General features: G+C 49.5%; 9 protein-coding genes and 3 tRNA genes. 3 read left to right on the top strand and 9 right to left on the bottom strand.

Annotated features, from left to right (window positions below; all coding sequences use genetic code 11):
- Positions 1 to 2: 2 nt before the first annotated feature.
- The 6 genes from rsxC to BZG82_RS01495 form a co-directional block, all read right to left on the bottom strand.
- The gene (rsxC, locus tag BZG82_RS01520; protein ID WP_077765009.1) at positions 3 to 2537 is read right to left on the bottom strand and encodes an electron transport complex subunit RsxC; all 2535 of its coding nucleotides are present in this window, start codon (positions 2535 to 2537) and stop codon (positions 3 to 5) included.
- Entirely contained in the window at positions 2537 to 3112 is a 576-nt protein-coding gene (gene rsxB, locus BZG82_RS01515; protein WP_077479315.1) for an electron transport complex subunit RsxB, read from the bottom strand. The genes rsxC and rsxB overlap by 1 nt, the downstream gene beginning before the upstream one ends.
- On the bottom strand, positions 3109 to 3693 hold the full coding sequence (rsxA, locus tag BZG82_RS01510) for an electron transport complex subunit RsxA (protein ID WP_069590073.1): 585 nt from the start codon (positions 3691 to 3693) through the stop codon (positions 3109 to 3111). Before rsxA ends, rsxB begins: the two co-directional genes overlap by 4 nt.
- Before the next feature lie 710 nt (positions 3694 to 4403).
- Positions 4404 to 4479: transfer RNA gene (locus BZG82_RS01505), tRNA-Asn, on the bottom strand.
- Between the two features lie 16 nt (positions 4480 to 4495).
- Positions 4496 to 4571: transfer RNA gene (locus BZG82_RS01500), tRNA-Asn, on the bottom strand.
- Between the two features lie 141 nt (positions 4572 to 4712).
- Positions 4713 to 4788: transfer RNA gene (locus BZG82_RS01495), tRNA-Asn, on the bottom strand.
- A 651-nt stretch (positions 4789 to 5439) separates the two neighbouring features.
- On the opposite strand from BZG82_RS01495, the gene uvrB reads away from it, so the two are divergent.
- The 3 genes from uvrB to BZG82_RS01480 all read left to right on the top strand — a co-directional run bounded on the left by uvrB (position 5440) and on the right by BZG82_RS01480 (position 9595).
- Entirely contained in the window at positions 5440 to 7467 is a 2028-nt protein-coding gene (uvrB, locus tag BZG82_RS01490) for an excinuclease ABC subunit UvrB (RefSeq protein WP_069590912.1), read from the top strand.
- Between the two features lie 305 nt (positions 7468 to 7772).
- Positions 7773 to 9218, top strand: coding sequence for a quorum-sensing sigma-54 dependent transcriptional regulator LuxO (luxO, locus tag BZG82_RS01485; RefSeq protein ID WP_232112025.1), 1446 nt, complete (start codon positions 7773 to 7775; stop codon positions 9216 to 9218).
- Positions 9219 to 9235: 17 nt separating this feature from the next.
- The gene (locus tag BZG82_RS01480) at positions 9236 to 9595 is read left to right on the top strand and encodes an Hpt domain-containing protein (RefSeq protein ID WP_069590917.1); all 360 of its coding nucleotides are present in this window, start codon (positions 9236 to 9238) and stop codon (positions 9593 to 9595) included.
- Here the strand turns inward: BZG82_RS01480 and BZG82_RS01475 are convergent.
- The 3 genes from BZG82_RS01475 to BZG82_RS01465 all read right to left on the bottom strand — a co-directional run bounded on the left by BZG82_RS01475 (position 9557) and on the right by BZG82_RS01465 (position 11869).
- On the bottom strand, positions 9557 to 10459 hold the full coding sequence (locus BZG82_RS01475; protein ID WP_077765008.1) for a YvcK family protein: 903 nt from the start codon (positions 10457 to 10459) through the stop codon (positions 9557 to 9559). The two genes, BZG82_RS01480 and BZG82_RS01475, sit on opposite strands and share 39 nt — an antisense overlap.
- Positions 10460 to 10701: 242 nt before the next feature.
- Positions 10702 to 11274, bottom strand: coding sequence for an LON peptidase substrate-binding domain-containing protein (locus BZG82_RS01470; RefSeq protein ID WP_077677910.1), 573 nt, complete (start codon positions 11272 to 11274; stop codon positions 10702 to 10704).
- Positions 11275 to 11464: 190 nt separating this feature from the next.
- Positions 11465 to 11869, bottom strand: coding sequence for a MerR family transcriptional regulator (locus tag BZG82_RS01465; protein WP_077765007.1), 405 nt, complete (start codon positions 11867 to 11869; stop codon positions 11465 to 11467).
- Positions 11870 to 12259 lie beyond the last annotated feature (390 nt).

Below are 12259 nucleotides of genomic sequence, written 5' to 3'. Positions count from 1 at the left end.
AATTATTCCTTATCTTCACTGGTTTGTTGGGCAGCTTTTCTCGCTTTAGCGCGCGCAACGGCGGCTGCGACAGCTGCTTTCTTGTCGTTTTGTGGCTCAGCGGATGGTGTAGACGCTTGATGACTCGCCTCACTATCCGTTGATTGCTGTGCTGCTTTACGCGCTTTGGCACGGGCAACGGCCGCTGCGACTGCAGCTTTTTTATCACCCGCATCAGTGCTGTCTGGTGTCGCGGAAGCGGGTTTAGCAGGCGCATCGGATTGCTCAGCCGCTTTGCGTGCTTTGGCGCGGGCAACGGCCGCGGCCACCGCAGCTTTTTTATCACCCGCATCGCTGCTTTCCGGTGCCGCGGAAGCGGGTTCTGCAGGCGCATCGGATTGCTGTGCTGCTTTACGGGCTTTAGCACGGGCGACGGCTACGGCCACCGCAGCTTTTTTATCACCCGCATCGCTGCTTTCCGGTGCCGCGGAAGCGGGTTCCGGAGGCGCATCGGATTGCTGTGCCGCTTTGCGCGCTTTGGCACGGGCGACGGCCGCTGCGATCGCCGCTTTTTTATCACCCGCATCAGTGCTGTCTGGTGTCGCGGAAGCGGGTTCCGAAGGCGCATCGGATTGCTCAGACGCTTTGCGTGCTTTGGCACGGGCGACGGCTGCTGCGACTGCAGCTTTTTTATCACYYGCATCRGTGCTGTCTGRTGTCGCRGAAGCGGGTTTCGCAGGCGCATTGGATTGCTCAGCCGCTTTGCGTGCTTTGGCGCGGGCGATGGCAGCGGCGACTGCATCTTTCTTTTCGCTGTTTTGCTCTGCGTCTACAGGCGTTGCGGCAGCTTTTGCTGCTTTTCGCTCACGAGCCTGCTGCTTGCGTGCCTCTCGCAGCTTCATCATTTCGCTGTTGTCGGGTGTTTCTTGTCCCGCCTTAGCGGCTTCCGCTTGTTTTGCTTTAGCGCGAGCAATGGCTGCTGCAACGGCAGGTTTTACGTCACTGTTTTGCTGGGCGGCTTTTTTCGCTTTAACACGCTCAACAGCAGCTGCGAGCGCATCATTGTTACCTGCATTCTGCTGAGCGGCTTGCTTACGGCGTTCTGCAGCTTGGCGGTGTCGCTCTTCACGCTCTTGCTTTTCGCGCTCCATACGTGCTTTTTTGGCCTCAAAGCGCTGACGTGCACGCTCGGCGGCCTCTTTCTCTGCTTCTATTTCACGTATTTCAGCTTTTGCTTGGCGATAGTATTGCACCAAGGGGATTTCGCTTGGGCACACGTACGCACAAGCTCCACACTCGATACAGTCAAATAAATCGTAATCTTGGCATTTGTCGTAGTCTTGATCTTTGGCGTACCACTGCAATTGCTGAGGAAGTAAATTAACAGGGCAGGCATCAGCACAGGCGCTACAGCGAATACAGGCCATTTCCTGTTGAGCTGGGGCGATTTCTCGGCGAGTGGGGACCAATATACAGTTAGTGGTTTTGGTCACAGGAACCTCGTCATGAGGTGCCGTAAAGCCCATCATAGGGCCGCCGATAATCACACGGGGTAATTTTTTATCTTGCTTGTAGCCATGCTGGGCAAGCAAAAACGCAATGGGTGTACCTAATAATGCCCAGCGGTTCTGCTGCGTTTGTAACGTTTTCCCTGTAAGGGTGACCACACGTTGAATCAAGGGCTCGCCATCGATCACCGCACGCTTAATCGCGTAGGTCGTTCCGATGTTTTGCATCAGCACACCAATACTGGCGGGAAACGCTTTGGCCGGTACTTCCTTACCCGTGATCAGTTTGATCAGTTGCTTTTCACCACCTGATGGGTACTTGGTGGGCACCACTTGAATTAAGATCTCTTGCTCAGCTTGTGCTGCCGCTGCTTTTAATGCCGCGATGGCCTCGGGTTTATTGTCCTCAATACCAATCACGGCAAGTTTTGGTTTGACAATATGCATGAGGATCTGGGTGCCGGTGATGATTTCGTTGGCACAATCTTGCATCAAACGATCATCTGCCGTGATGTAAGGCTCGCACTCTGCCGCATTGATAATCAGGATCTCGGTGCGGGCGACGCCACTTTGTAATTTGCGTGCAGTCGGGAAGCCTGCACCTCCCATGCCGGCAATACCCATGGCACGAATGTGGTTGATCAGTTGTTCTGGAGCTTGTTCGCGATATTGTCGTAAATGTGGCTTTGGTCCCCAAGTATCTTTGCCATCCGGTGCGATAACCACACATTGATCCGATAAGCCCGATGGGTGCGCGATGGTTCTCTCTTCAATCGCGATCACTTTTCCTGACGTTGGGGCATGGATGGGAACGCATTGCTGCATATCGGCTTCGGTCAGTGGTTGGCCGGCTAAGACCTGATCGCCAACCTTGACCAGAAGTTTACCCTTGCTGCCAATGTGTTGTTTAAGCGGAAGCACCAAGGTTTCTGGCATGGCTACCGGTAGAATGGCACTGTGATTGGACTGTTTTTTGTTTTCAGGAGGATGAATGCCGCCATGGAAGTCCCAAACTTGGCCGTGTTTGATTTGCTCAATAAGGCTTAACATCAAGCTTGTGCTCCCTGTTTATTTGTTACGTCAACCACAGGAATTTGTTCCAGTTTCCACTTCCAAGTCTCCGGTGTGTCTTGTACCGGAATCATTTCAATACAATCCGTGGGGCAAGGGGCTACACACAGGTCACAACCGGTACAGTCTTGCTCGATAACGGTATGCATCGCTTTTGTGCTACCCACGATGGCATCCACTGGACAGGCTTGGATACACTTGGTGCACCCAATACAGTCTTCTTCGTGGATAAAGGCGACTTTTTTGACGCTTTTTTCTTCGTCATGCGCCAGTTCTGTTGCTTCGACCCCCATCAAGTCGGCTAAGTTCTCAATGGTTTGTTGGCCGCCTGGCGGGCACTTATTAATATCGTCGCCGTTTGCAATGGCCTCGGCATAAGGACGGCAGCCCGGATAGCCACATTGGCCGCATTGGGTTTGGGGTAAAATCGCGTCAATTTGATCCACGATTGGGTCGGCATCCACTTTAAAGCGGATCGACGCAAAACCGAGGATGGCACCAAAGATGGCTGCCAGTGCCGCAAGAACCACAACGGCAATAACAATTCCACTCATGACAACTTCACCAATCCTGTAAAGCCCATAAAGGCGAGAGACATTAACCCGGCCGTGATCATTGCCACGGAGGCGCCACGAAATGGAGCGGGTACGTCAGCGGCCGCAATACGCTCACGCATGGCAGCAAAAAGCACTAGCACCAGCGAGAAACCACAGGCCGCGCCGAACCCATAGATGATGGACTCGATAAAGCTGTGTTGTTGCTTGATATTAAGCAGTGCGACCCCAAGAACGGCACAGTTCGACGTAATTAAAGGCAGGAATACGCCGAGCAAGCGATACAGAGTGGGGCTGGTTTTGTGCACCACCATTTCGGTAAATTGCACAACAACCGCGATGACCAAGATAAAACTCAGTGTTCGCAGATAACCCAGCTCAAGTGGGACCAGTATATAGGTTTCAACCAAATATGAGCTCACCGAGGCAAGGGTCAGTACAAACGTCGTTGCGAGACCCATACCTATTGCAGTTTCCAGTTTTTTTGAAACGCCCATAAATGGACACAGGCCCAAAAACTCCACCAGTACGAAGTTGTTGACCAATACCGTGCCCACTAAAAGCAACAAATACTCAGCCATGCTGTTTAATCATTTAATGTTTTTGTGATCTGCCTATTATCGGCCTTTGGCGCGGCTATAACAACCGCTGTAAAGCAGGGTTTTTGTGTTGGCTCGTGTAAGGACTGCGTAACGGACCATCACAACGCTTACTTGAGGGTAGTGGATGGAACAATAAGACGATCAGTTTTGTGGTGGAGCAAAAAAGCGCAGCGGCTTGGAGAGTGATTGAGAAAGTCCTGCGACATAATCTGCGTAGCAGATAGATTAAACACTTACAGACAGTCTCAATGTGATAAGGAAGGTGGCTCCCCCTGCGGGAGTCAACGGGGACGCCATGTAATGGACGCCTAGTCCTGCGACATAATCTGCGCAGCAGATAGGATAAACACTTACAGACAGTATCGATGTGATAAAGAAGATGGCTCCCCCTGCGGGAGTCAACGGGGACGCCTAGTCCTGCGACATAAACTGCGCAGCAGATAGGATAAACACTTACAGACAGTATCAATGTGATAAAGAAGGTGGCTCCCCCTGCGGGAGTCAACGGGGACGCCTAGTCCTGCGACATAATCTGCGTAGCAGATAGATTAAACACTTACAGACAGTATCGATGTGATAAAGAAGATGGCTCCCCCTGCGGGAGTTAACGGGGACGCCTAGTCCTGCGACATAATCTGCGCAGCAGATAGGATAAACACTTACAGACAGTCTCAATGTGATAAGGAAGGTGGCTCCCCCTGCGGGACTCGAACCTGCGACATACGGATTAACAGTCCGCCGTTCTACCAACTGAACTAAGGGGGAACAGATTTTTTGTAATTGGCTCCCCCAACTGGACTCGAACCAGTGACATACGGATTAACAGTCCGCCGTTCTACCAACTGAACTATGGGGGAATTGCTTTTCAAGAATAACGTTCACCATGTGGTGAAAAGTGGCTCCCGCTCGGTACTCAACGGGGACGCCTAGTCCTGCGACATATTCTGCGTAGCAGAAGTGGTACAGGTAATGCGCAACGCATAGCTTTTCACAAAAATTGGCTCCCCCTGCGGGACTCGAACCTGCGACATACGGATTAACAGTCCGCCGTTCTACCAACTGAACTAAGGGGGAATTGCCTTGAAAGCGGGGCGAATCTTAGCGAGCAGATTTAGGGGTGTCAACGGGATGCAGTGAAGAATTTTGACCTTTTTGACTGAATGCTGAAAAGGTAAACGCTATATGTTGACAATTCGCGCAAAGCGGTAAGTTTTGCAGCTTTGGCTTGCATGGTATGTCTTGACTTGTGAGAAGGCAGAGTACGCAAGGCCTCTGTAGAGTTACCCACAAATTCTGTGGATAAGTGTGTGTGCAGATCTTGAGGAAATCATTATAGTGTTGATTTTATGCAATTGATCATAATTAAACTTATATGGTTAACCTATAGAGCACTGAAATTTCGCGATTTTTAATTTTTGAAGAGTGATGAAAACGAAGAACGGTGCGTGTTTATGCACGGTATGAAAAATAAACGATGAGTGAATAGCGGGGATAGATTATCGAAAACATCGATGATTTTGCCTAGATACTGGCGTTTTGAAAGTGCCTTTAGCGGGGATTTCCTAAAGCGGATAGACAGTCTATCTAGGTCGTTTTTTAAGGTCAACGTTTATGGATAAAAAGATCGATTTGTCGTTCGCTTTGGTAAAATGGCTCGACAGATTGACTCGACAAAGTGAGTCCGGACAATAGCGTGATTGGCTTGTGGCCCAAAAGGATAGCTTCATGAGTAAAACATTTTCTCTTCGTTCTTCATTCCAACCATCCGGCGATCAACCAGAAGCAATCCATAAGTTATGTGAAGGGTTGGAAGCTGGTCTTGCGCATCAGACCTTGTTAGGGGTCACGGGGTCGGGAAAAACCTTCACCATGGCGAATGTGATTGCTGAGCTTAACCGTCCGACCATGATTCTCGCCCCTAACAAAACATTAGCAGCGCAACTTTATGGAGAGATGAGAGAGTTTTTCCCTGATAATGCGGTTGAGTATTTTGTTTCCTACTACGACTACTATCAGCCGGAAGCCTATGTGCCCTCTACTGATACTTTTATTGAGAAAGATGCATCCATAAACGATCACGTAGAGCAGATGCGACTCTCTGCAACAAAAGCGCTGATGGAGCGACGCGATGTGGTAATCGTGGCTTCTGTGTCAGCTATTTATGGTTTGGGGGATCCCGATTCCTATTTAAAAATGATGCTGCATATTCGCCGAGGCGACTTGCTCGATCAGCGTACTATCTTAAAGCGGCTCGCCGAGCTTCAGTATACGCGCAACGATCTCGCGTTTGAGCGTGGCACGTTTCGAGTGCGCGGTGAAGTCATTGATATTTTCCCCGCCGAGTCTGATCAAGATGCCATCCGCGTTGAGCTATTTGATGATGAAGTTGAAACCATTAGCGTGTTTGACCCCTTAACTGGCCAAGTCAGTGCTAGAGATATTCCGCGGTGTACGATTTATCCCAAAACGCATTATGTCACACCACGAGAGCGGATTTTGGATGCGGTCGAGAAAATCAAGGTTGAGCTTGCTGAGCGGAAAAAGTATCTGCTCGACAATAACAAACTTCTTGAAGAGCAGCGCATTACTCAGCGGACGCAGTTCGATATCGAAATGATGAACGAGTTGGGTTATTGCTCAGGGATTGAAAACTATTCGCGCTATCTGAGTGGACGCGCTGAGGGTGAGCCACCTCCGACGCTGTTCGATTATCTGCCTGCGGATGGACTTTTGATTATCGATGAGTCGCACGTGACTGTCTCTCAAATTGGGGCGATGTTTAAAGGCGACCGCTCAAGAAAAGAAACTCTCGTGGATTATGGCTTTAGGTTGCCATCAGCACTTGATAATCGCCCGCTAAAATTTGATGAGTTTGAAGCCCTGGCACCGCAAACGGTCTATGTCTCCGCAACGCCGGGTAATTATGAGCTTGAGAAGTCCGCGGGGGATGTGATTGATCAAGTGGTGCGTCCTACCGGCCTGATTGACCCTGAGATTGAGGTACGGCCTGTCGCGACGCAGGTCGACGATTTGCTTTCCGAGGTTCGAGCACGCCGAGAACGCGACGAGCGGGTGTTAGTGACTACGCTCACCAAACGCATGGCCGAAGATCTGACTGAATATATGCAAGAGCATGGTGTTCGCGTTCGGTATCTTCATTCTGATATTGATACGGTGGAACGTATGGAAATCATTCGTGACTTACGCTTGGGTGAGTTCGACGTATTGGTCGGGATTAACTTGCTTCGTGAGGGACTCGATATGCCAGAAGTGTCACTGGTCGCTATTTTGGATGCCGATAAAGAAGGCTTCTTGCGCTCGGAGCGTTCTTTGATTCAAACCATTGGGCGGGCGGCGCGTAACCTCCATGGTAAAGCGATTTTATATGGCGATAGTATTACAAAGTCGATGAAGCGCGCGATTGATGAAACCGAGCGACGTCGAGCTAAACAAATTGCCTATAATAATGAACATGGCATCACCCCGCAGAAACTGAATAAAAAAGTCATGGACGTGATGGAAATGGCGGCGGGCAAACGCGTGAAGAAAGGTAAGCCAGCCATGAAGTCGCTTCGCGCTGTGGCAGAGCCGGATGCAGATTATACACTGCAATCGCCTCAAGCCATTGATGCTCAGATTAAGAAGCTGGAAGGACAGATGTATGAAGCGGCGCAAAACTTAGAGTTCGAAAGCGCGGCACAATTACGCGATCAAATTCAAGTGCTGCGAGAGCAGTTTATCGCGAATAGCTAAATAAAAAAAAGCCAACCTAAAACGACAGGTTGGCTGTAGTGTTTCAGTGAGCATGTACTCACAAACAACGTCAGTTGGCTAGGTGACCCCAAAAGGGTCATCCTCTATTATGCATTCAGCGTGCCAACTATTATAATGCGGCTTTACATGGACAAACCGTGTGGTTTTAGTGAGTTGTTATCATTAAGCTGCAAATGTGATTGCATAATGCAACGCATTTCGCATACGCTCGTGCGATCATCATGAGCGTGACGCATAACAATTTCATCGATTATGGGATGCGAGACGCCACCCTCGGAGGACAAATGCCAACACTATCAAACAGTAAACGCATACTGATGGTAGAAGACACCGCGTCAGTGGCTGCCCTTTACAAATCTTACCTAAACCCACTTGATGTGGAGGTAGAGATCGTTGGTACGGGTCAGGAAGCGTTGAATTTCTTTGCACAACAGGGGGATCAGCTCGCGCTAATTATACTCGATCTTCGGTTACCGGATATGTCGGGGATCGACGTATTGGCTCATGTCCGCGCGAATGCGCCAAGTTTACCGGTGATCATTATGACCGCGCATGGGTCTATTGACGCGGCGGTGGATGCGATGCGCAATGGTGCCAACGATTTTCTGATCAAGCCGTGTGAAGCAGATCAACTTAGGGTGACGGTGAATAAATCACTCAAGCCAAAAGTAGCGAGTCAATCGCAGTCTGAACGGCAAGAGGGAGAATATCATGGCTTCATCGGTCGCAGTTTACCCATGCAAGCGGTCTATCGGGTTATAGAATCGGCGGCGCCCAGTAAAGCCACCGTCTTTATTACCGGGGAAAGTGGTACGGGTAAAGAAGTGTGTGCTGAAGCCATCCATGCGGCAAGTACGCGCAGCAATAAACCCATCATTGCCTTGAACTGTGCGGCGATTCCTAAAGACTTGATTGAAAGTGAGCTATTTGGTCACGTGAAAGGCGCGTTTACAGGTGCAGCGGCTGAGCGTGATGGGGCAGCTGAGTTAGCGGATGGCGGCACCTTGTTTTTGGATGAAATTTGCGAAATGGATTTGGATTTGCAATCCAAATTGCTGCGATTTATCCAAACCGGCACATTTCAAAAAGTGGGCTCTTCTAAAGTAAAAAAAGTGGATGTCCGTTTTGTGTGCGCTACAAATCGTGATCCTTGGATAGAGGTTCAGCAAGGAAAGTTTCGTGAAGATTTGTACTACCGACTCCATGTGATCCCTCTCGCGCTTCCACCATTAAGAGACAGAGGCAGTGATGTCCTAGAAATAGCCAATGCCCTGTTGGCGCTGTTTTCTGCCGAGGAAGGAAAAGACTTTTGTCGCTTCAATGAAGCCGTTGTAAAACAATTGCTTGAGTATGATTGGCCCGGAAATGTTCGCCAACTCCAGAACGTAATCCGCAATATAGTGGTGCTGCACAATGGTGAGGAAGTCACTGCCGAAATGCTTCCGCCTCCTTTCGCGCGCGCATCTGGTGTCGAAATTGCATCGTCCCATCCGGACACTCGGTCAGAGGTGGCACTGCAAACGTTGACGGCACGCGAACAGAGTGATGATAACCTGACTGCAATCAGTAAATCGGATATCGAACCGCTGTGGAAAACGGAAAAACGTGCCATTGAAGTTGCGATTGATGCCTGTAATGGCAACATTCCGCAAGCAGCAGGGTTATTGGAAGTTAGCCCCTCGACCATTTATAGAAAATTACAAGCTTGGCAAAAAACTGCGGCGAATTAATGATAGGAAGCGGATGTATGGCCACCACAGTGAACACTGAAACATTACGTCGACTGGCTTTGGAAGTAGGGGAAGATACTGTTACCGTGCTTTTAACGGTATTCAGCGATGAGCTTTCCCAATATCATTCTCAGCTTTCAGGCTCACCGTCTATTGAACAGGTACGAGAAATTAGTCATGCGATTAAAAGCAGCGCCGCCAGCTTTGGCGCAGACGATCTAGCGGAAATGGCCCGTGAGTGTGAATCTCGTGTCCGTCAAGGACAAGATGAATGGATGTCGCATCATTTAGATGAGCTGACCGATATGCTACGCGGCACAGCATCGACATACCGTGACTTAGCTGTTGAGCAGGACTTCATCAATAGCTTGACGTAGTTTGTCTCTGTCATGACGCCAACTGTGATTTGAAGAGGCCAATTGGGCCTCTTTTTGTTGATAACGCTCAGCTAAACTCGCCTCTGCCGTTTCACCCAACACCCAGTCGATGTCTCGTCCGCCCATCGCTCGTTCACACCATGTCAGCATGGTTGCCAAGGACATCGCGCCTGCAGGCCCCAATTCTTTACCGAGGTTACGAATAAAGACGACTTTAGCTTGGCTCTGTTTGAGGGCGCGACTGAGTTCAGGAACCAGCAAAGGGGGCATGACGCTGGTCAGAAAGCTTCCTGGTCCGAGCAAAATGACATCCGCCAACTCAATCGCTTCAACGGCCTCGCGAGTCGCCGGCACTGTCGGTGATAAGAATAGTCTTGAGGGAGGTTGCGGGAGTTCATCAATGTGGGTTTCTCCAGCCACCGTCTCCCCATCGGCAGTTAGCGCAGCGAGATCAGACGGGTGCTCTGACATAGGGAGAATATGTGTTTTTACATTCAGCAAATCACGGATCAACTGAATGGCTTCGAGCGGGCGAACCGACAGGTTATCTAATGCAGTTAGGATCAAGTTCCCGAGGTTGTGACCGTTTAATTCCCCTTTACCTTTAAAGCGGTACTCAAAGAGCATGGAGCCGACAGACGGTTCTGTGATGAGTTGATTAAGACAGTTACGCATATCTCCCCATGCTATCCCGCCTTGGCAAGCACGGATACGGCCCGTCGAACCGCCGTTATCTGTGGTAGTCACTATACCCGTGACACGACTGCCATGCTCGCTTAGCGCTGACAGCACGCGGCCAAGTCCGTGTCCGCCACCAATGGCGACAATGCGGGTTGTTCGATCATAAAGAGGCGATAAGGTCATGAGTAACCGTTCGATGTGCTATGTACGTAAACGCTGAGTTTACTGAATAAGTGACCGAAAGTGTAAAAGTCAGGGCAGGGTTTTGTGAATTGGCAATAAAAAAGGGTAACTGTGGTGGTTACCCTTGCCTATAAAACCACCAAATTTTAAGTGAATAGGCCAAATCGCAAGGTAGCACTAAAAATAGGGGGATAAAGAGATGACGCTCGACACGTCACCGCTTTTGCGTTTGTTTGGCCGCGTTAATGCGGATCTTGCATCATGCTAAGAAGGTAATCCCGCGTGGTGCCACAAGAGTTGTTGGCCATCAGCTGCTGTTTCTCTGTAGTAGGAAGTGGCAGCAATTCTAGCCAACGCTGACACAGCCAGCTCAGGTTAGAAAACTCGGTTTGGCGGTGCATTTTTTGCAACTCTGGATACCGTTCAAACATCGACTGTAATCGCTCGACAAGGGGTTGGCTTTGGTCGTCTACTTGACAATCCGGCCAGCGAGGCAGTGCGCTCACAGAAGCAAACAGCATCTCGCTCTGTTGTTGGTTAAAAGTTTGGATCGAAAAACGTGCAGTGCCGCGGGCGGTGACAACTAAGCATCCATCTTCCTGGCTGGTGGTGAAGTCTTCGATATCGACAAAGGTGCCAATATTGGTGTGTTGCCATTGGCTGTTGCTGTCCGCCATACACACGCCCAACGGTAACCCATGCTTCATGGCGAATACGAGCGTATTCAGCGCATTGCCCGCAGGGATACGAAGCGGAATTCTACCTCCAGGTAGAATGTGGCGGTCGTTAAACAAAATCGGTGTAGATTGAGCCATAATGCACCCCCTGACGAGCAAATAAATCGGTCTAGTAATCTAGATACTGCAAAAGGGGTGCCCACTTTTCTAAATGCCCATGTATCCTAGTAAGGACAAGGGAAGCCGGTGTTTTTAAGACAAGTAGAATCGGTTTAGTCGCATTTTGCGACGCAAATGTATGAGCTTTTGTACTATTCTGCAATGACGCTTATGAAGACGGTTGGCGACTCCACTTGCTGAGTTGACGATAACACTGAGTTTCGGCGCGATTGAGCTCGTCCATGATGGCTTGGATGTCTTCTTGTTGTTGCTGCAAGCGACGTTGACGTTGCTGAATGGCATGAATCATTTGTTGGAGTGCGCGTGGTGTGTTTTTTTCCGCGTCGTACAGTTCAAAAAGCTCTCTCATTTCTGCCAAAGAAAAGCCGAGGCGTTTTCCCCTCACAATAAGAGACAGGCGTAAATAGTCTTGATATCGATATAAGCGCTGCTGACCTTTACGCTCAGGCGCGATTAATCCTTCAGCCTCATAATAGCGAATGGCTCGATGTGACAGGCCAAAGAGTGTTGCCAGTTCAGAAATTTTGTAGCGATGGTTGACCGAGGTTGCCATGGCATCAATGTCCCTATTGTTGCACGTTGCTGCATAGTAACCGAGCTCAGCGACATCGCAAGGTATGGCGTCGGTATTTTTGGATAAAAAAATAGCCTCCGAGGGAGGCTATTAATTATTTACTTTCACTCGCAACTGTTAGCTGTCGCGTTGTGGTTTTTTACCCTTATTTGGGTTGTAACCATGACGAACGCGCGCGCACAGTGGGCGAGAGGTTGAACCTTGTGGTCTCATTGTCAGTTGTAGCTCTTTGTCGGAAGTGAAAACTGTGATGGTGTCGGGAACAACTCACCATCACGTGTATGATGGGCTAGATGTAATCGAATAACAATCTTATTTGCTCAAAAAAGCAACGATATTGGTATTTGGTCTAAACAGAGACTTATTATC

The sequence above is a fragment of the Salinivibrio sp. PR5 genome (assembly GCF_001996085.1).
GTDB classification, from domain to species: Bacteria; Pseudomonadota; Gammaproteobacteria; order Enterobacterales; family Vibrionaceae; genus Salinivibrio; species Salinivibrio proteolyticus.
This window is presented reverse-complemented; position numbering and strand designations above follow the sequence as displayed.

Bases quoted from the DNA above. Each gene is read 5' to 3' on its own strand.
- uvrB (WP_069590912.1), top strand. From the start codon at position 5,440: ATGAGTAAAACATTTTCTCTTCGTTCTTCATTCCAACCATCCGGCGAT.
- rsxA (WP_069590073.1), bottom strand. From the start codon at position 3,693: ATGGCTGAGTATTTGTTGCTTTTAGTGGGCACGGTATTGGTCAACAAC.
- rsxB (WP_077479315.1), bottom strand. From the start codon at position 3,112: ATGAGTGGAATTGTTATTGCCGTTGTGGTTCTTGCGGCACTGGCAGCC.
- BZG82_RS01470 (WP_077677910.1), bottom strand. From the start codon at position 11,274: ATGGCTCAATCTACACCGATTTTGTTTAACGACCGCCACATTCTACCT.
- luxO (WP_232112025.1), top strand. From the start codon at position 7,773: ATGCCAACACTATCAAACAGTAAACGCATACTGATGGTAGAAGACACC.
- BZG82_RS01475 (WP_077765008.1), bottom strand. From the start codon at position 10,459: ATGACCTTATCGCCTCTTTATGATCGAACAACCCGCATTGTCGCCATT.
- BZG82_RS01465 (WP_077765007.1), bottom strand. From the start codon at position 11,869: ATGGCAACCTCGGTCAACCATCGCTACAAAATTTCTGAACTGGCAACA.
- BZG82_RS01480 (WP_069590917.1), top strand. From the start codon at position 9,236: ATGGCCACCACAGTGAACACTGAAACATTACGTCGACTGGCTTTGGAA.